Here is an 18,009-nt window from a genome sequence, read left to right as displayed (position 1 = left end):
TACTCTTTCTACGCTATCAACGTAGATTTCCTACATGGACGTGCACCGCCTTCGCATGCTGCGTGAACTCGCCGATCAGGGCACGGTGGCCGGTGTCGCCGACGTGCTGGCGATGACACCGTCGGCGGTGAGCCAACAGCTCAAGATCCTGGCGCGGGAAGCGGGCGTACCGCTGCTCGAGCCGGTGGGACGCCGGCTGCGGCTCACCGACGCCGGCCGTGTCTTGGTCGACCACGCCGACGTCGTGCTGGCCGCCCTGGACCGGGCGGCCGCCGAGATGGCCGCCTACCGCAGCACCGAACGCGGACAGGTGAGCGTGTCCTTCTTTCCCTCCGGGGCGGCAATGCTGTTGGCGCCGTTGATCACCCGGGCCCGCTCACGCGGCGTGGACGTGATCGGCCGCGATATCGACGTGCCCGCATCCCGGGCGGCCCAGCAACTGGCCGAGTTCGACATCGTCGTCGTCCACCGCGACGACCGCGACGGCGCGGAGTGGGGTCCACGATTCGCGGCGACGCATCTGCTGCGGGAACCGCTCGATGTGGTGATGTCCGCCGGTCATCGCCTGGCCGGCCGTGATCGGGTCCGGCTGGCTGAACTGGCCGAGGACCGGTGGATCGGTGTCCAGGGCGGTCTCATGGTCGACGACGTGCTCAGCTCGCTGGCACTGCTGACCGGCGTGCAGCCCCGGATTACGCAGCGAGTCAACGACTTCCGCGTCGTCGAAGAACTGGTGCACGCCGGCTTGGGGATTGCGCTGATGCCGCGGTTCGTGCTGCTGAACCGCCCGCTGGTGCGGTTACCGATCAGCGATATCACGCTGGCACGCCGTGTCGAGGCGGTCACCCGCGCCGGCGCCGCGGCGCGGCCGGCCGTCGGCGCGGTGCTCGACGAACTGTGCACCATCGCCGCCGGGATCGCTCATCCGATCAGCGAGTAGGTGTTCGCGAGGTCGTCCTGGGTGACGGTTGCGTCGCGATCCCGGGTGTCGACGACGATCGTCTGCTCCGGGGTGTGGGCCCGGTACTGCCATCCCGGCGGCAGCGACAACCGCGTGGCCAGGCCGGGCAGGTCGGCCAGGTCCAGGTGCTTGTCGACGGTTTGGCTGTAGGTCTGCATGATCCAGCGCCGCCCATCGGGGTCGACGAGTTCATACACTTCCCGTCCGGCGTCGAAGATGAACGCCGCCTGCCGGTCGACCGTGTTGACGCCGTAGGGGGCCGGGTTCATCGACGACAGCCGCACCGTCGCTTGCTTGAACATCTCCAGGCCACCGAAGGACGCGCGCGGCAGCTCCGCACCGGAGGATTTCTCGATACGAGTCATCAACCAGTATCGGGGCCCGTTCAGCAGCGCGGCCAGCGCACCGTTGCGCTCGGCGATGTCCGCGGCATCCAGCCGGTCCCACAATTCGGCCGGACACTCGTTGAGCGGAAACGTGTTGTACACCGTCGCTTCCGGGCCCGCCTCGCCGTTGGTGACCAGCAGGATCTCGCCGTAGCGCTTACCGAAAACCTCGTCGGCCATCGGGGCTAGAGGTACTGGCCCAGGTTGGACTCGGTGTCGATGGCCCTGCTGGCCGACGAACTCTTACCGGTGACCAGCGTGCGGATGTAGACGATCCGCTCGCCCTTCTTGCCCGAGATCCTGGCCCAGTCATCCGGGTTGGTGGTGTTGGGCAGGTCCTCGTTCTCGGCGAACTCGTCGACGATGGAGTCCAGCAGGTGCTGGATGCGCAGGCCCCGCTGCCCGGTTTCCAGCACCGACTTGATCGCGTACTTCTTGGCCCGGTCCACGACGTTCTGGATCATCGCGCCGGAGTTGAAGTCCTTGAAGTACATGACCTCCTTGTCCCCGTTGGCGTAGGTCACCTCCAGGAACCGGTTGTCGTCGATCTCGGCGTACATCCTGTCGACGACCTTCTCGATCATCGTCTTGATGGTGAGCGCCCGGTCGCCGCCGAACTCGGCAAGATCGTCGGCGTGCACCGGCAGGTCCTCGGTGAGGTACTTGCTGAAGATATCTTGTGCCGCTTCGGCATCCGGCCGCTCGATCTTGATCTTGACGTCGAGGCGGCCCGGCCGCAGGATCGCCGGGTCGATCATGTCTTCCCGGTTGGACGCACCGATCACGATGACGTTCTCCAGGCCTTCGACACCGTCGATCTCCGACAGCAGCTGGGGCACCACCGTGGTCTCCACATCGGAGCTCACACCCGTGCCGCGGGTGCGGAAGATCGAGTCCATCTCGTCGAAGAACACGATCACCGGAGTGCCCTCCGACGCCTTCTCCCGCGCCCGCTGGAAGATCAGCCGGATATGCCGCTCGGTCTCGCCGACGAACTTGTTCAGCAGCTCCGGGCCCTTGATGTTCAGGAAGTAGCTCTTCGCCTCGCGCGACTCCTCGCCGCGGAGCTCGGCCATCTTCTTGGCCAGCGAGTTCGCCACCGCCTTGGCGATCAGCGTCTTACCGCATCCGGGCGGGCCGTAGAGCAACACGCCCTTGGGCGGGCGCAGGGCGTACTCCCGGTAGAGATCCTTGTGCAGGAACGGCAGTTCCACCGCGTCCCGGATCTGCTCGATCTGGCGGGTCAAGCCGCCGATATCGCTGTAGGCCACATCCGGCACCTCTTCCAGCACCAGATCCTCGACCTCGGCCTTCGGAATGCGCTCGAAGGCATAACCGGCCTTGGTGTCCACCAGCAGCGAGTCACCGGGGCGCAGCTTGCGGGGCTGGTCGTCCAGTCCGTTGAGCTCGTCGGCCACGGCGACGTCGACACCCTCGGGCAGGAACTCGGCGGCAACCAATGGTTCGGCCAGCCACACGATGCGTTCCTCGTCGGCGTGCCCGACCACCAGCGCACGATGTCCGTCGGACAGGATCTCGCGCAGGGTGCTGATCTCACCGACGGCCTCGAACGTGCCGGCCTCGACGACCGTGAGGGCCTCGTTGAGGCGCACGGTCTGACCCTGCTTCAGGGTGCTGGTGTCGATGTTGGGCGAGCAGGTGAGTCGCATCTTGCGGCCGGAGGTGAACACGTCGACGGTGTCGTCGTCATGGGTCGCCAGCAGCACGCCGTAACCGCTGGGCGGCTGGCCCAGCCGGTCGACCTCCTCGCGCAGGGCGAGCAGCTGCTGGCGCGCCTCCTTGAGGGTGTCCATCAACTTGGCGTTGCGCGACGCCAGGGAGTCGATGCGGGCCTCCAGCTGATGGACATCGCGGGCGGTTCGCAATCCGCTGGATGCTCCAACGGCGTTTTCGAGCTGCTCGCGCAGGGCCGCCGTCTCCTGGCGCAGCCGCTCCAATTCGGCGGCGTCCTCAGCCGAAAGTGGTGTGCTCAGATCCTCGCGAAAATTCTCTGAACGCTCTGACTCGCTCATGTTGCGCTCCCTCCCGCACCGAATGTTGGCGCAGTAACAACTTCAACGCTACCGGCGATTCAGGCTTTGTGTGCGGTCTAGGAATTCGACACACCAGCAACGCTTGTTAACCTCTTGATGAGCTGGCCCAATGAAAGGACCACTGTGATCCAGAAATCCCTCATTACCGGTGTGGCCGCTGCCGCGGTGGTGGCCGCCGCCGCGACGGGGACGCTGACATCGGTTGCCGGGGGCGGCGCGCCCGCCATCACGCCGGCGGCGTGGGGCGCCCCGCTGCCGCAGACTCCGGCGCCGCAGCTGGAGGCGCCGTTGGTGCAGACGCTCAACAGCCTCGCCGGCCCCGGATCGTTCTCCGGCAAGGCCGCATACATCCAGGGTGGCCTCGGCCGCTTCGAGACCATCGCCGCAGATCGCGCGTACCGCAATGCTGCCGCCAAGGGCCAGTTCCCGCTCACCTTCGCGCTGTCGGCCATCGACGAGGGTGAGGGCTTCGCCACCGCCGACGTGACGGCCACGGCCGCCACCGGCGCGTCGGCCGCGCAGACTGTGACGTTCGTCGCAGGCCCGAGCCCCACCGGCTGGCAGATCTCGAAGGACTCGGCGCTGGCGCTGCTGTCGGCGGTCTGATCCGGCCGGTGTACCGCCATTCGGCAGCAGTCCGCGGCGCCGCCATCGCGATGGCGGCGCTCGGACTGTCCGGATGCAGCCCCGACCCCGTGCCGCCGGCGCCCACCGCCACCATCAGTTCGGTGGCGGCTCCGCCGGGCCAGGCGCAGCTACCTGCGCCCGAGGCGCTCACCGACGTCATGACGCGGCTCGCGGATGTCTCGGTTCCCGGTGCGCAAAAGGTGGCGCTGGTGCAGTACGCCACACCCGACGAGGCCGCGGCACTGGACCGGTTCGCTCACGCGCTGGCCGACAACCGACTGCCGCCGCTGGATATCCGGGCGACCGACCTGGCTTGGGCCGCCGGCCAGCCGGGCGACGTGGTGGCCACGATCAGCATCGCCTCGGCCGCTCCCGATGCGAAACCGTTCGTCTATCCCATGCAATTCACCCCCGCCGGTAGCGGCTGGCAGCTCACCAGGGCCACCGCCGACCAGCTGCTGGACATGGGGCAGGACACGTCCACGCCGGTCCCGCCGCGATGAGGCTCAGACCTGCTGTTTGCGGCGCTTGAGCGGTGTCGGGGTGATGGTTCCGGGCGCCAGCCGGCGCGCGGAGACCAGAAACGCGGTATGTCCGCGCATGTTGTGCTGCGGTCGGACGGCCAGACCCACGACGTTCCAGCCGCGCTGCAGCGTCTCCCATGACCGCGGTTCGGTCCAGCATTGCTGCTCGCGCAGCGCTTCGACGGTCTTGGACAGCTGGGTCACGGTTGCGACGTAGACCATCAACACGCCGCCGGGGATCAGCGCCTCCGACACCGCGTGCAGCACCTCCCACGGGGCGAGCATGTCGAGCACGACGCGGTCGACCTGCGGGCCGGTGTACTCGGCCAGGTCGGCGATCACCAGCTCCCAGTTGGCCGGGCGTTCCCCGAAGAACGTCTCCACGTTGCGGACGGCGTGCACCGCGTGGTCGTCTCGCACCTCGTAGGAGATCACCTGTCCCTGCGGGCCGACGGCGCGCAGCAGCGAGCAGGTCAGGGCGCCGGAACCGGCGCCCGCTTCCAGCACCCGCGCGCCGGGAAAGATGTCACCTTCGTGCACGATCTGGGCGGCGTCCTTGGGGTAGATCACCTGCGCGCCGCGCGGCATCGACAGCACATAGTCGATCAGCAGCGGGCGCAGCACCAGGAATTGGTCGCCGTTGGCCGACTTCACCACGCTGCCCTCGGGCTGCCCGAGCACATCGTCGTGGGCCAGCGCACCGCGGTGGGTGTGGAACTCCGCGCCGGGTTCGAGCACCATCGTGTAGTGCCGCCCCTTGGCGTCGGTGAGCTGAACGCGATCGCCGACGACGAACGGACCGGTAGTAGACACGGAAGGTCAGCCTGCCAGAAACGCCGTGGCGGCTGCCAACCGCTGTCGGTACCGGAACCTAGGCTGAGCGTCATGAGCGTGCCCCTGACAGTGCGGCGGCCGGCGCTGTCGCCATCGCGTGCCGCCGATTTCAAGCAGTGTCCGCTGCTCTACCGGTTCCGCGCCATCGACCGGCTGCCGGAGCCGACGTCCCTCCCCCAGGTGCGCGGGTCGGTGGTGCACGCCGCCCTGGAGCAGCTCTATGGGCTGCCCGCCGCGCAGCGCGGTCAGGACACCGCCCTGGAGCTGGTCGGTCCGGCATGGGAGCGGGTGCTTGCGGAGTCGCCCGAACTCGGTGAGCTCGAGCCGGCGCTGCGTGACGGCCTGCTCGGCGAGGCGCGCAAGCTCTTGACGGGGTATTACCGGCTGGAGGATCCGACCCGGTTCGACCCGCAGAGTTGCGAACAGCGGGTGGAGGTCGAGCTGGCCGACGGCACGCTGTTGCGTGGTTTCGTCGACCGCATCGACGTCGCGCCCACCGGGGAACTGCGGGTGGTCGACTACAAGACCGGGCGGGTGCCGTTCGCGGAAGCCAAGGCGCTGTTCCAGATGAAGTTCTATGCGGTGGCGCTGTTGCGTTCCCGGGGCGTGCTGGCCACCCGGCTGCGGCTGCTGTATCTGGCCGACGGTGAGGTACTGGACTACACCCCCGAGCATGCGGAGCTCGAGCGGTTCGAACGTACCCTGATGGCGATCTGGCGGGCCATCCAATCCGCTGGCGTCACAGGCGATTTCCGGGCTCAGCCGTCGCGGCTCTGCGACTGGTGCAGCCACCGCGAGCGCTGTCCGGAGTTCGGCGGCACTCCCCCGCCGTATCCCGGCTGGCCCACGTCCACCGAACCGGCGGAGCCCCCTGCATGATCGACTGCTACTACCGCCGGACGGGCTCCGACGGTGATTTCGGGGTGTTCGAGTCCACCGTCGGCACCGCGAGCAACTGGGGTCCGGCGATCCAGCACGGTTCGCCGCCGTTGGCGTTGATGGCCAAGGCCATCGAAGAGCTGTGCGCCGATCGGCCCGACCTTCGCGTCGGCCGGCTGGTGCTGGACATTCTCGGCGCCATCCCGGTGGCCCCGGTGAAGGTGCGCGCCCGGGTGACGCGTCCCGGCGCCCGCATCGCGAAGGTGGAGGCCGAAATGCTGGCCACCCGTCCGGACGGGACCGATCGCGCGGTGGCCACGGTCAGCGCCTGGCTGCTGGCCACCAGCGACACCCACGACGCGGTGACCGACCGCTACCCACCACTGACCGAGGGACCCGCCCGGGACAACCCACACGGTTGGATCGGCGCCCCGGGATACCTGGAGACGGTCAGCTGGCGCACCCAGCACACCGAGCCGGGCCAGGCGGCGGTCACCTGGATGAGCCCGCTGGTGCCGCTCGTCGATGCCGAACCGATGACGGATCTGCAGCGGCTGGCATTGGTGGTCGATTCGGCCAACGGTGTGGGTGCGGTGCTCGATCCCGACGAGTTCGTGTTCATGAACACCGACACCGCCGTGCATCTGCACCGCGCGCCGATCGGTGCCGATTTCGCGCTGCGCTCGCGTGCCTCGATCGGCCCGGACGGAATCGGCGTCACCAGCGCCGAGATCTTCGATCGGCACGGCTTCATCGGTACCTCGGCGCAGACGCTGTTGGTGCAGCGCCGATGACCGTTCTATATTCGCTTGCATCTATATAGATCGGTTGCAATACTCGAACCATGGATGTGTTCGAGGCCGTCGCTGAACCGAATCGGCGCACCCTGCTCGACGCGCTGCGCACCGGCGAACGCACCGCCGGTCAGCTCGTCGCCGCCCTGCCCGGGCTGACCCAGCCGACGGTGTCCCGGCACCTGCGCGTGCTGCGCGAGGTCGGGCTCGTGGAGGTCCGTGCCGATGCCCAGCGCCGGGTGTACGCCCTGCGCGCCGACGGCCTGGTCGAGCTGGACCGCTGGATCGAGCAGTACCGGCAGTTCTGGTCGGCACACCTCGACGCACTCGAGGCGCACCTGGACGCCCGGGCGAGCGAACCGACGGGAGCAGGGGCGGGCGCGAAATGACCTGCCACGAAGGCGAACTCACGGTCCAGGGCGACCTGGCCGCGCTGCGTTTCGAACGCCGGCTGGCGCACCCGATCGAGGCGGTGTGGTCGGCCATCACCGACCCTGCCGAGCGCGGCCGGTGGATGGGGGCGACCACCATCGATGCCCGTCCCGGTGGATTGGTCGAGATGACACCGAACGGCCCGCCGTATCCGCCCGAGCGCACCCGGGTGTCGGGCCGCATCCTGGTCTGGGATCCGCCGCACGTATTCGAGCATGAGTGGCATCAGAAGATTTTGGGCGCCAAGGGCGGCGTGGTGCGCTACGAGCTGAGTCGCGACGGCGACGGCACCCTGCTGCGCTTCACGCACCGAGGTCTGTCGGTTCCCGGCGCCAGGGGCTTCCATCCCGGTACCCATGCCTTCCTCGACCGGCTCACCGCGCACCTGGGCGGGCAGCCGCTGCCGGACTGGCAGCGGCGCTACCGCGAAATCGCCGACGCCCTGACAAAATGAAGGAGATGTGTTGTCCCCCAACGATTCCCCCCACGTGGTCATCGCTTATCATTCCGGTTTCGGACACACCGCCGCCCTGGCCGACGCCGTTGCCGCGGGTGCTCGACGCGGCGGGGCGCAGGTCCAGTTGCTTTCCGTCGAGGCGCTGGGCGCCGCCGACTGGGATGCCATCGACGCCGCCGACGCGCTCATCTTCGGGACGCCCACCTACATGGGAAACGTGTCGGCCGGATTCCAGGCTTTTGCCGAGCAGACCGGCCGGCGGTGTATGGAGGGTGCCTGGCGGGACAAGATCGCGGCGGGATTCACCAACTCCGGCGCCAAGAGCGGTGACAAGATGACCGCCCTGATCTCGTTGTCGGTCTTCGCCGCCCAGCACCACATGCATTGGGTCAGTTTGGGTTTGGGGGCAGGCTGGAACAGCGCCGGCGGCAGTGAACACGACCTCAACCGGCTCGGTTTCTGGCTGGGCGCGGGCAGCCAGACCGATGTCGACGCCAACCCCGACCAACTACATCCCGCCGACGTCGCCACCTGCGAGCATCTGGGCCACCGGGTCGCGGTGGTCACCGGCCAGTTCAAGGCGGGCCGGGCCGCTACTGCAGCGGCGTGAGCTCCTGCAGCAGCGTGGGCACCAACTCGCTGACCGTGGGATGGATGTGCATGGTGCGCGAGATGGCGGTGTAGGGCAGTTTGGCGGTCATCACGTCGAGAATCAGGTGCACCACTTCGTCACCGCCCACCCCGAGAATCGCGGCGCCCAGGATCTCCTCGGTTTCGGCGTCGACGACCACCTTCATGAAGCCCTGGGTTTCGCCTTTCTCCACCGCGCGGCCCACCCGGGTCATGGGGCGCGTGGCCACCAAGGCCTTTCTGCCGGAACGACGGACCTGCTCGACGGTCATGCCGGCGCGGCCCAGCGGCGGGTCGATGAACAGCCCGTAGGTGGTGATGCGATCACTGACCCGGCGCGGATCGTCGTCGAGGAGATTGGCCGCCACGATCTCGTAGTCGTTCCACGACGTGTGCGTGAACGCGCCCTTGCCGTTACAGTCCCCCATCGCCCAGATGTGCTCGGCGCTGGTGCGCAACTGGTCGTCGACGACGACGAAGCCGCGAGCATCGGTCTGCACCCCGGCGTGCTCGAGTCCCAGATCGTCGGTGTTGGGCCGGCGACCGACGGCCATCAGCACATGGCTGCCGACGACGGGTGCGGCACCGGCGTTCGTGGTGACCGCAATCCCGTTGTCCCGCTTGTCGAACCGGATGTCCGAAGCATCGGTGTGCACCGTGATGCCCTCGTTCTCCAGGATGTCGCGGATGGCGGCCGATACGTCCTCGTCCTCCCGGGAGGCCAGCCGCGGACCGCGCTCGATCACCGTGACGTCGGCGCCGAACCGCCGGTACATCTGCGCGAATTCCAGGCCGATATAGCTGCCGCCGATGATCACCAGATGCTCGGGCACCGCGTCCATTTGCAGGATCGAGACATTGGTCAGGTAGTCGACACCGTCCAGCCCGGGGAAATCGGGCACCACCGCACGGCCGCCGACGTTGAGGAAGAACCGGTCGGCGTGCAGCCGGGCGCCGTCGACGTCGATGGTGTGCGGGTCGACGAAGCGGGCGTGGCCGCGGATCAGCGCCGCACCGTCCATCCCCTCGATCCAACTCTCGACGCCCGCGCGGTCGTCGAGCACGATCTTGTCCTTGCGCGCCTTCACCTTTGCCATGTCGACACTGATGTCACCGGTACCGATCCCGTATTCGGCGCCGCGCCGGGCCACATGCGCGGCGTACGCACTGGCCACCAGCGTCTTGGTGGGGATGCACCCGTTGTTCACGCAGGTGCCGCCGACCAGGTGACGTTCGATCACGGCCACCCGCTGCCCCGCAGCGGTCAGCCGGGCCGCCAGCGGCGGGCCGGCCTGGCCCGCACCGATGATGATGGCATCGAAAGACGTTGTGCCGCTTGTCATGATCACAGCAGCGAGGCCGAGGCCGCGACGGCGAACCCACCGGCGATGGCGATGACGTCCTCGGCCAGCGCGATCGGCAGGTCGCGTCCACCGGTGCGGGCCACCAAACGGTTACGCGCCTCGGCCCCACCGAGGGTGCCCAGGACGGCGCCGACGATGCCGGCACCGACACCGGAGACGATGGTTCCGGTCTTGGCCTGATAGATCGCTCCGGTCACCAGCACGGCCGCGGCGAAGGCGCCGGTCAGTAACCGAGCCCCGAACTGCGGCGGCACTTTTCGACTCGGGGTGGACGGCAGCTGGTCGGTGACCAGTTCGACCACGAGCAGGATGGTGAGCACGGTGACGGTGATGGGATGGCTCAGCCACTGAACCCAGGTGCCGTCCAGATTGATCCAGCCCAGCAGCCCGGCCCAGGCCACCACGGCCGGTGGCGTCAGCGCCCGCAGGCCGGCCACCACACCGATCAACAACGCGAGCAGCAGCACTACCACCACGGTCATACTCGGGACGCTAACACGCCCGCGCCGCTGGTGGCGGGCCGAATCAGAATCGGCAGAACCGGATATCGGAGGCCAGGATCGCCTTGGCCCCGATGGCCGCCAGCCGGTCCATGATCGCGTTCACCTCGCGGCGCGGCACCAGCGCCCGCACCGCCACCCAGTCCGGGTCGGCCAGCGGGGCGATCGTCGGCGACTCCAGTCCCGGCGTCACCGCGGTGGCCTGGTCCAGCACACTGCGCGGGCAGTCGTAGTCCAACATCAGGTACTGCTGCCCGAACACCACGCCCTGCACCCTGGCGGCCAGCTGATCGCGCGCCGGATCGGGCGCGCTGTCCGCGCGTTCGATCAGGATCGCCTCGGAATCACACAGCGACGCCCCGAACGCGGCCAGGTTGTGCAGCCCTAGGGTGCGACCGGAGCCGACAATATCGGCGATCACGTCGGCCACCCCGAGTTGGATGGAGATCTCCACCGCGCCGTCGAGCCGGATGACCGTCGCCTCGATTCCCTTGGCGAGGAGATCTTTGCGGACCAGGTTCGGGTAGGCGGTGGCGATCCGCTTACCGGCCAGATCACCCTCGGTCCAGGACTCGCCCTTGGGGGCGGCGTAGCGGAAGGTCGACGAGCCGAAGCCCAGCGCCAGCCGCTCACGCACCGGGGCGTCGGATTCGGCGGCCAGGTCACGGCCGGTGATGCCGAGGTCGAGCTGGCCGGAGCCGACGTAGATGGCAATATCCTTGGGCCGCAAGAAGAAGAACTCGACATTGTTCGCCGGGTCGACGACGGTGAGGTCCTTGGGATCGGTGCGGCGCCGGTAACCCGCCTCGGAGAGGATCTCGGCAGCCGATTCGCTGAGCGCGCCCTTGTTGGGTACGGCGATGCGCAGCATCATCACAACTTCCGGTACACGTCGTCGGGGGTGAGGCCACGGGCCAGCATCAGCACCTGCGTCCAGTACAGCAGTTGGCTGATCTCCTCGGCGAGCGCGTCGTCACCCTCGTGCTCGGCGGCCAGCCACACCTCGCCGGCCTCTTCGAGGATCTTCTTGCCCAGCCCATGCACCCCGGCATCCAACGCGGCCACGGTTCCGCTGCCCGCTGGGCGGGTCTGCGCTTTCTCACTGAGCTCGGCGAACAGGCCGTCGAAGGTCTTCACGACCTGCGATTCTTTCATGCGTGTGCCATCCGATGTGCACGGGTGGTCATGACGGGCAGTCATGATGGGCACGTGAAACAGATCATCGTGATGCGCACCGATCTGAACATGCGTAAGGGCAAGATGGTCGCCCAGGGCGCGCATGCGGCCGTCGCCGCCGTCGTGGAGAACCTCACCGACCCACGTGTCGTGGAATGGCTGAACGGTCACTTCACCAAGATCTGCGTCGGCGTGGACAGCGAGCAGGAGCTGTCCGAGATCGTCGCCAAGGCGCAGGCCGCGGGATTGATCGCGCGCGGCATCGTGGATTCGGGCCGCACCGAGTTCGGCGGGGTGCCCACGCCGACGTGCGCGGCGATCGGGCCCGATACCGCCGAGAACCTCGACCCGGTCACCGGCGAGCTGCGCCTGCTCTGACTGCGTGTGCTCTAACCCTTGCCGTCGTGCAGCAGCTCGGCGTGCATGTCCTCCAGCGAGACGCCCTTGGTCTCCCGCACCCACCGCAGCACGAACACGAACGACAGCACCGCACACAGTCCGTAGAAGCCGTAGGCCACGCCCAGGTGATCGCTGAGTTTGGGGAACGACACGGTGATCAGCCAGTTGGCCGCCCATTGCCCGGCGGCGGCCAAGCCGAGAGCCGCCGCACGGATGCGGTTGGGGAACATCTCGCCGAGCAACACCCACACCACCGGACCCCAGGACATGCCGAACGCGATGACGAACACGTTGGCGGCGATCAACGCCACCGGTCCGGCCACGTCGCCCAGGAACGGCTTGCCCGCGGCGTCCAGCGACGCGGTACCGAAGATCACCGCCATCGTGATCAACGAGACCGCCATCCCGGTCGAACCGATCAGCAGCAGCGGTTTGCGTCCGATCTTGTCGACCAGGGCAATGGCGATGAGGGTGGTGACGATGTTCACCACCGAGGTGATCACCGTGATGAGGAACGAGTCGCCCTCGGAGAAGCCGACCGCTTCCCAGAGCAGATTGGAGTAGTAGAAGATCACGTTGATGCCGACGAACTGCTGGAAGATCGACAGGCCCAGGCCCACCCAGACGATGCCGTAGAAGCCGAGGAAGCCGGCACCGGGTTTACGTAGGTCGCGCCAGGACGGCTTGTCCTCGCGTTCCAGCGTCTCCTTGATCCGCTCGATGGTGATCTCGAGGTTCTTCTCGCCCAGCAGCATGCTCAAGACCTTGCGGGCTTCGGGAACCTTATGGCTGGCAACGAGATAGCGCGGTGACTCGGGAATGGTGAACGTCAGCGCCCCGTATACGACGGCGGGCACCATCATGACCAGGAACATCCAACGCCAGGCGTCGAGCCCGAGCCACAGGGGTTCGTTGGCGCCCCCGGCGAGTTGGGCCAGGACGTAGTCGATGGCCAGCGACAGGAAGATGCCGGACACGATCGCGAGTTGCTGCAATGACCCCAGCCTGCCGCGGATCCGCGGCGGCGATGTCTCGGCGATGTAGGCCGGCGCGATGACCGATGCGATACCGACCGCGACGCCGCCGACGATACGGAACACGACCAGTACCCAGACGTTCGGCGCCAGCCCGGTGCCGATGGCGCTGATGAAGAACAGCACCGCCGCGATCTTCATCACCGTGATCCGGCCGATCCGGTCGGCGATCCGGCCTGCGGTCATGGCGCCCACCGCGGCGCCGAGCAGCGCCGAGGCGACCGCGTTGCCCAGCGTGAGGCCTTCGACGCCGAAGTCCTGGGAGATGGAGGCCACGGCGCCGTTGATGACGGCGCTGTCGTAACCGAACAGCAGACCACCCAGGGCCGCCACCGACGCAATGCGCACCGCGCTGGTGCCCGACGTGTGCTTGTCGTCGCCGAAGACGGACGGACCGTCACCGGCTATCGGACCATGAGACATGAAAAGTCCTTCCCCCCAGCAATCGGTGATGGGTACACCCTCACCATTGCACAGACGCGACCGGTGTCAGGCCACTTCGGTGGCGAGTCCGGCATGGATATCGCGCAACACGGCGACGTCGACGTCCTCGAGGGACGAGACGAGGTGCCGGCGCGGGCCCGCGGGTACCGCAATATCGTTGGGCACCACCACCACCGGGCAACCGGCCGCCTCGGCGGCGGCGGTTCCGGTGATCGAATCCTCGATGGCCAGACACTGTGCCGGAGGCAGGCCCAGCAACCGCGCGGCGTGCCGGTACGGATCCGGGGCGGGTTTACCGCGCGGCACCTCGTCGGCGCATACGGTCACCGAAAAGTAGTGTCGGCCAATGCTTTCGAGTGCCTTTTCGGTGAGCCCACGGCGGGTGTTGGTCACCAGCGCCATCGGGACGTCGTCGGCCAGCAGCGCGTCCAGCAGTTCGCGGGCGCCGGCGCACCACGGCAGCCCGCCCTCGAAGAGCTCCCCCACATACACGTGCAACCAGTCGATGGAAGCGGCCATCGCCGCCGGATCCGGCTCGCGGCCCAGATCCCGGTAGGTGTGCACCATCACGCTCTCGGCCGAGCCGCCGACGGTCGCCGCCCGGGACTCCTCGGACATCACCCCGCCCATGTCGGCATACAGGGCGTGCATGCCGACATCCCACAACTTCTCGCTGTCGACCAGGGTGCCGTCCATGTCGAACAGGACGGCACGCAGCGACGAATGCATATCTTCAGTCCTCCGGGTTGTAGCCGAGGTTGGGCGCCAGCCAGCGCTCGGCTTCCTTGAGCGTCCATCCCTTGCGCTTGGCGTAGTCGGCGACCTGGTCCTGGGCCAGTCGGCCGACCACGAAGTACTGCGACTGCGGATGCGAGAAGTACCAGCCGCTGACGGCGGCACCCGGCCACATCGCCATCGACTCGGTGAGTTCGATGCCGGTGCGCTCGGTGGCGTCCAGCAAGGAGAACAGCGTCACCTTTTCGGTGTGCTCCGGGCAGGCCGGGTACCCGGGCGCCGGGCGGATGCCGGTGTACTTCTCGGCGATGAGCGCCTCGTTGTCCAGCTGTTCGTCGGGCTGGTAGCCCCAGAACTCCTTGCGGACCCGTTCGTGCATCCGCTCGGCGAACGCCTCGGCCAGCCGGTCGGCCAGGGACTCCAGCAGGATGGCGCTGTAGTCGTCGTGATCGGCCTTGAACTCGGCGATCTTGTCCGCGCTACCCAAACCAGCGGTGACGGCGAACGCACCGACGTAATCCCGGAGCCCGGTTTCTCGGGGGGCGATGAAATCGCCCAGCGACCGATTCGGGATGCCGTCGCGGTGCTCGCCCTGCTGGCGCAGGTTGTGCAGCGTGGCCAGCACCTCGGTGCGGGTCTGGTCGGTGTAGACCTCAATATCGTCACCGACCGCGTTTGCGGGGAAGAAGCCGATCACGCCATTGGCCGTCAGCCACTTCTCCTTGATCAGGGTGTCGAGCATCTCCTGGGCGTCGTCGTACAGCTTGCGGGCGGCCTCCCCCGACGCCGGGTTGTTCAGGATGTCGGGGAAGCGGCCCTTCATCTCCCAGGCGTTGAAGAACGGTTGCCAGTCGATGTATTCGCGCAACTCGGCGAGGTCGTAGTCAGAAAAATCCCGCACCCCCACGCCCTGCGCGGGCACCGGCGGAGTGTAGCCCGCCCAGTCGACCGGCGTCCGGTTGGCCCGGGCCTTCTCCAGCGTGAGCGTCGGACGCTCGTTCTTCTGGGCGTGCCGCTCCCGCAACGACGCGTAATCCTTCTCGGTGGCCTCCAGCAGGGCCGGCCGCTGCTTGTCGTCCAGCAGCGCCGCCGCGACAGGCACCGAACGGGACGCGTCCTTGACCCACACCACCGGCCCGGACCGGCGCGGCGAGATCTTCACCGCGGTGTGCGCGCGTGAGGTGGTCGCGCCGCCGATCAGCAGCGGGATCTGCAGGCCTTCGCGTTCCATCTCGACGGCGAAGTTGGCCATCTCGTCCAGGGACGGGGTGATCAGCCCGGACAGCCCGATGATATCGGCGTCGTGCTCCTTGGCCGCGTCCAGGATCTTGCTGGCGGGCACCATCACACCGAGGTCGATCACCTCGAAGTTGTTGCACTGCAGGACAACCCCGACGATGTTCTTACCGATGTCGTGGACGTCGCCCTTGACGGTGGCCATGATGATGGTGCCGTTGGTGTCCTTGGCACTGGAAGTACCCGAGTCCGCTTTTTCCGCCTCGATGAACGGCAGCAGGTAGGCCACGGCCTTCTTCATCACCCGCGCCGACTTCACCACCTGCGGAAGGAACATCTTGCCCGAGCCGAACAGGTCGCCGACGACGTTCATCCCGTCCATCAGCGGGCCCTCGATCACCTCGATCGGGCGCCCGCCCGCGGCGGCGATCTCGGCCCGCAGTTCCTCGGTGTCGTCGTCGACATGCGCGTCGATGCCCTTCACCAGGGCATGGGTGATCCGCTCCCGGACCGGCAGCGAGCGCCACTGCGCCGCCCCAGCCTCTTCGGTCTTGTCCGATTTGTTGAACCGCTCGGCGATTTCCAGCAGCCGCTCGGCGGCGTCCTCACGGCGGTTGAGCACGACGTCCTCGATGCGCTCCCGCAGCTCGGGATCGATGGAGTCATACGGCACCAGCGCACCGGCGTTCACGATGCCCATGTCCAGGCCGGCCTTGATCGCGTGGAACAGGAACACCGCGTGGATCGCCTCGCGCACCGGGTTGTTCCCGCGGAACGAGAACGACACGTTGGAGATGCCACCGGAGATGTGCACCCCGGGCAGGTTCTCCTTGATCCACGCGCAGGAGTCGATGAAGTCGATGCCGTAGGTCGCGTGCTCCTCGATGCCTGTGGCCAGCGCGAAGCAGTTGGGGTCGAAGATGATGTCTTCGGGCGGGAAGCCGACCTCGTCGGTCAGGATGCGGTAGGCGCGACCACAGATCTGCTTGCGGCGCTCCAAGTTGTCGGCCTGCCCCTGCTCGTCGAAGGCCATCACCACGACGGCGGCGCCGTACTTGCGGCACAGCCGGGCCTCGCGGACGAACTTCTCCTCGCCCTCCTTCAGGGAGATCGAGTTGACGATCGGCTTGCCCTGCACGTTTTTCAGGCCCGTCTCGATGACCTCGAACTTGGAGGAGTCGATCATCACTGGGACACGGCTGATGTCGGGTTCGGCCGCGATCAGCTTGGTGAACCGGTCCATCGCGGCGACGCCGTCGATCATGCCTTCGTCCATGTTGATGTCGATCACCTGCGCACCGACCTCGACCTGCTGCAGCGCCACCGACAACGCGGTGTCGTAGTCCTCGGCCTTGATCAGGTTGCGGAACCGGGCCGATCCGGTGATGTTCGTGCGCTCCCCGATGTTGACGAACAGCGATTCGTCGGTGATGTTGAGCGGCTCCAGGCCGGCGAGCCGGGTGGCCACCTCGATCGTCGGCACCGCGCGTGGCGTCTTACCGTCGACGACCTTGGCGATATCGGCGATATGCGCCGGCGTGGTGCCGCAGCACCCGCCGACCAGATTGACCAGTCCCGCGTCGGCGAATTCGGCGACATAGCCGGCCTGCCGCGTCGGGGTCTCGTCGTACTCACCGAAGGCGTTGGGCAGACCGGCATTCGGGTAGCACGAGACGAACGTGTCGGCGATGCGCGATATCTCGGCCAGGTAGGGCCGCATCTCCGGGGCCCCCAGGGCGCAGTTCAACCCGACCGCCAGCGGCTTGGCGTGCCGGATCGAGTTCCAGAAAGCCTCGGTGGTCTGACCCGACAGCGTCCGTCCGGACGCGTCGGTGATGGTGCCCGAGATGATCACCGGCCAGCGGCGACCACGTTCCTCGAACAGCCGCTCGATGGCGAAGATCGCGGCCTTGGCGTTCAGCGTGTCGAAGATCGTCTCGACGATGAGCAGGTCGGCTCCGCCGTCGACGAGGCCGCTGGCGGCGTCGGAGTAGGCGGCCACCAGTTGGTCGTAGGACACGTTGCGGGCGCCCGGGTCGTTGACATCGGGTGAGATCGACGCCGTCCGGGTCGTCGGGCCCAATGCCCCGGCGACATAACGCGGCTTGTCCGGGGTGCTGAACTCGTCGCAGGCAGTACGCGCCAGCGCAGCGCCTGCGTAGTTGAGCTCGTAGCCGAGTTCCTCCAAGCCGTAGTCCGCCAGCGACACCGCATTGGCGTTGAACGTGTTGGTCTCGATGATGTCGGCGCCGGCCTCCAGGTACTCGCGGTGGATGCCGGAGATGATGTGCGGCTGGGTGAGGGTGAGCAGGTCGTTGTTGCCCACCAGATCGCTGGGCCAGTCGGCGAACCGCTCGCCGCGGTAGCCGGCCTCGTCGGGCCGGTCGCGCTGGATCGCCGTGCCCATCGCACCATCGATCACCACGATGCGCCGGCGTAGCGTGGCGGCCAGCTCGTCGGTGCAGTCGGGGCGGATATGGGGTTCGAAGTTCGAGGCGGTCACGTCAGCGCTCACGTGCATTCCTTCCATAGCGGAAGGCGTC

At 67.5% G+C, this 18,009-nt stretch carries 19 protein-coding genes; 9 read left to right on the top strand and 10 right to left on the bottom strand.

Annotation, left to right across the window (positions count from 1 at the left end):
- Positions 1–34: 34 nt before the first annotated feature.
- Entirely contained in the window at positions 35–940 is a 906-nt protein-coding gene (locus SBI67_RS11925) for a LysR family transcriptional regulator (protein ID WP_318980762.1), read from the top strand.
- On the opposite strand, the gene SBI67_RS11920 is transcribed toward SBI67_RS11925, so the two are convergent.
- Positions 922–1,527: a hypothetical protein gene (locus SBI67_RS11920; RefSeq protein ID WP_318980761.1), complete on the bottom strand. Its 606-nt coding sequence runs from the start codon at positions 1,525–1,527 to the stop codon at positions 922–924. The genes SBI67_RS11925 and SBI67_RS11920 overlap by 19 nt on opposite strands.
- 5 nt (positions 1,528–1,532) lie before the next feature.
- Positions 1,533–3,380 carry a proteasome ATPase gene (gene arc / locus SBI67_RS11915; protein WP_318980760.1) on the bottom strand — a complete coding sequence of 616 codons (1,848 nt, stop codon included), beginning with the start codon at positions 3,378–3,380 and terminating at the stop codon, positions 1,533–1,535.
- A gap of 144 nt (positions 3,381–3,524) precedes the next feature.
- Here arc and SBI67_RS11910 point away from each other — a divergent pair, with 144 nt between their 5' ends.
- Both SBI67_RS11910 and lppK read left to right on the top strand, forming a co-directional pair.
- Positions 3,525–4,007, top strand: a complete 483-nt coding sequence (locus tag SBI67_RS11910) for an MTB12 family secreted protein (RefSeq protein WP_318980759.1) — start codon at positions 3,525–3,527, stop codon at positions 4,005–4,007.
- Between the two features lie 8 nt (positions 4,008–4,015).
- Positions 4,016–4,531, top strand: a complete 516-nt coding sequence (gene lppK, locus SBI67_RS11905) for a lipoprotein LppK (RefSeq protein ID WP_318980758.1) — start codon at positions 4,016–4,018, stop codon at positions 4,529–4,531.
- Positions 4,532–4,534: 3 nt separating this feature from the next.
- Here lppK and SBI67_RS11900 read toward each other — a convergent pair whose 3' ends face one another.
- Positions 4,535–5,365 (bottom strand): tRNA (adenine-N1)-methyltransferase, encoded by an 831-nt coding sequence (locus SBI67_RS11900; protein ID WP_318980757.1) that lies wholly within the window; start codon positions 5,363–5,365, stop codon positions 4,535–4,537.
- A 72-nt stretch (positions 5,366–5,437) separates the two neighbouring features.
- Between SBI67_RS11900 and SBI67_RS11895 the strand changes: the two genes are divergently transcribed.
- Genes SBI67_RS11895 through SBI67_RS11875 form a run of 5 tightly spaced genes read left to right on the top strand, consistent with a single transcriptional unit; the run spans position 5,438 to position 8,558 of the window.
- A complete protein-coding gene (locus SBI67_RS11895; protein WP_318980756.1) occupies positions 5,438–6,265 on the top strand; it encodes a RecB family exonuclease in 828 nt (275 codons plus the stop codon).
- The gene (locus SBI67_RS11890) at positions 6,262–7,059 is read left to right on the top strand and encodes a thioesterase family protein (RefSeq protein ID WP_318980755.1); all 798 of its coding nucleotides are present in this window, start codon (positions 6,262–6,264) and stop codon (positions 7,057–7,059) included. The genes SBI67_RS11895 and SBI67_RS11890 overlap by 4 nt, the downstream gene beginning before the upstream one ends.
- Before the next feature lie 50 nt (positions 7,060–7,109).
- A complete protein-coding gene (locus tag SBI67_RS11885; protein ID WP_318980754.1) occupies positions 7,110–7,448 on the top strand; it encodes an ArsR/SmtB family transcription factor in 339 nt (112 codons plus the stop codon).
- On the top strand, positions 7,445–7,945 hold the full coding sequence (locus SBI67_RS11880) for an SRPBCC family protein (RefSeq protein WP_318980753.1): 501 nt from the start codon (positions 7,445–7,447) through the stop codon (positions 7,943–7,945). Before SBI67_RS11885 ends, SBI67_RS11880 begins: the two co-directional genes overlap by 4 nt.
- A 10-nt stretch (positions 7,946–7,955) precedes the next feature.
- Positions 7,956–8,558 (top strand): flavodoxin family protein, encoded by a 603-nt coding sequence (locus SBI67_RS11875; RefSeq protein WP_318980752.1) that lies wholly within the window; start codon positions 7,956–7,958, stop codon positions 8,556–8,558.
- Here SBI67_RS11875 and SBI67_RS11870 read toward each other — a convergent pair.
- The 4 genes from SBI67_RS11870 to SBI67_RS11855 are packed head-to-tail and all read right to left on the bottom strand — an operon-like array spanning position 8,542 to position 11,597.
- Positions 8,542–9,921: an FAD-containing oxidoreductase gene (locus SBI67_RS11870; protein WP_318980751.1), complete on the bottom strand. Its 1,380-nt coding sequence runs from the start codon at positions 9,919–9,921 to the stop codon at positions 8,542–8,544. The two genes, SBI67_RS11875 and SBI67_RS11870, sit on opposite strands and share 17 nt — an antisense overlap.
- 2 nt (positions 9,922–9,923) lie before the next feature.
- Positions 9,924–10,424, bottom strand: a complete 501-nt coding sequence (locus SBI67_RS11865; protein WP_318980750.1) for a DUF4126 family protein — start codon at positions 10,422–10,424, stop codon at positions 9,924–9,926.
- A 43-nt stretch (positions 10,425–10,467) separates the two neighbouring features.
- Entirely contained in the window at positions 10,468–11,313 is an 846-nt protein-coding gene (hisG, locus tag SBI67_RS11860) for an ATP phosphoribosyltransferase (RefSeq protein WP_318981314.1), read from the bottom strand.
- A gap of 2 nt (positions 11,314–11,315) precedes the next feature.
- Positions 11,316–11,597, bottom strand: a complete 282-nt coding sequence (locus SBI67_RS11855) for a phosphoribosyl-ATP diphosphatase (protein WP_318980749.1) — start codon at positions 11,595–11,597, stop codon at positions 11,316–11,318.
- A gap of 54 nt (positions 11,598–11,651) precedes the next feature.
- On the opposite strand from SBI67_RS11855, the gene pth2 reads away from it, so the two are divergent.
- Positions 11,652–11,996, top strand: a complete 345-nt coding sequence (gene pth2 / locus SBI67_RS11850) for an aminoacyl-tRNA hydrolase (protein ID WP_318980748.1) — start codon at positions 11,652–11,654, stop codon at positions 11,994–11,996.
- A gap of 11 nt (positions 11,997–12,007) precedes the next feature.
- Here pth2 and SBI67_RS11845 read toward each other — a convergent pair whose 3' ends face one another.
- The 3 genes from SBI67_RS11845 to metH all read right to left on the bottom strand — a co-directional run bounded on the left by SBI67_RS11845 (position 12,008) and on the right by metH (position 17,996).
- Entirely contained in the window at positions 12,008–13,474 is a 1,467-nt protein-coding gene (locus tag SBI67_RS11845) for a sugar porter family MFS transporter (RefSeq protein WP_318980747.1), read from the bottom strand.
- A 66-nt stretch (positions 13,475–13,540) separates the two neighbouring features.
- Complete coding sequence (locus SBI67_RS11840; RefSeq protein ID WP_318981313.1) at positions 13,541–14,212, bottom strand: HAD family hydrolase; 672 nt, start codon at positions 14,210–14,212, stop codon at positions 13,541–13,543.
- A 16-nt stretch (positions 14,213–14,228) separates the two neighbouring features.
- Complete coding sequence (gene metH / locus SBI67_RS11835; RefSeq protein WP_318980746.1) at positions 14,229–17,996, bottom strand: methionine synthase; 3,768 nt, start codon at positions 17,994–17,996, stop codon at positions 14,229–14,231.
- Positions 17,997–18,009: the final 13 nt, after the last annotated feature.

This window comes from Mycolicibacterium chengduense, assembly GCF_033741155.1.
Taxonomy (GTDB): Bacteria; Actinomycetota; Actinomycetes; order Mycobacteriales; family Mycobacteriaceae; genus Mycobacterium.
This window is presented reverse-complemented; position numbering and strand designations above follow the sequence as displayed.

Bases quoted from the DNA above. Each gene is read 5' to 3' on its own strand.
- SBI67_RS11925 (WP_318980762.1), top strand. From the start codon at position 35: ATGGACGTGCACCGCCTTCGCATGCTGCGTGAACTCGCCGATCAGGGC.
- SBI67_RS11920 (WP_318980761.1), bottom strand. From the start codon at position 1,527: ATGGCCGACGAGGTTTTCGGTAAGCGCTACGGCGAGATCCTGCTGGTC.
- arc (WP_318980760.1), bottom strand. From the start codon at position 3,380: ATGAGCGAGTCAGAGCGTTCAGAGAATTTTCGCGAGGATCTGAGCACA.
- SBI67_RS11895 (WP_318980756.1), top strand. From the start codon at position 5,438: ATGAGCGTGCCCCTGACAGTGCGGCGGCCGGCGCTGTCGCCATCGCGT.
- SBI67_RS11890 (WP_318980755.1), top strand. From the start codon at position 6,262: ATGATCGACTGCTACTACCGCCGGACGGGCTCCGACGGTGATTTCGGG.
- SBI67_RS11885 (WP_318980754.1), top strand. From the start codon at position 7,110: ATGGATGTGTTCGAGGCCGTCGCTGAACCGAATCGGCGCACCCTGCTC.
- SBI67_RS11880 (WP_318980753.1), top strand. From the start codon at position 7,445: ATGACCTGCCACGAAGGCGAACTCACGGTCCAGGGCGACCTGGCCGCG.
- SBI67_RS11870 (WP_318980751.1), bottom strand. From the start codon at position 9,921: ATGACAAGCGGCACAACGTCTTTCGATGCCATCATCATCGGTGCGGGC.
- SBI67_RS11865 (WP_318980750.1), bottom strand. From the start codon at position 10,424: ATGACCGTGGTGGTAGTGCTGCTGCTCGCGTTGTTGATCGGTGTGGTG.
- hisG (WP_318981314.1), bottom strand. From the start codon at position 11,313: ATGCTGCGCATCGCCGTACCCAACAAGGGCGCGCTCAGCGAATCGGCT.
- SBI67_RS11855 (WP_318980749.1), bottom strand. From the start codon at position 11,597: ATGAAAGAATCGCAGGTCGTGAAGACCTTCGACGGCCTGTTCGCCGAG.
- SBI67_RS11845 (WP_318980747.1), bottom strand. From the start codon at position 13,474: ATGTCTCATGGTCCGATAGCCGGTGACGGTCCGTCCGTCTTCGGCGAC.
- metH (WP_318980746.1), bottom strand. From the start codon at position 17,996: ATGGAAGGAATGCACGTGAGCGCTGACGTGACCGCCTCGAACTTCGAA.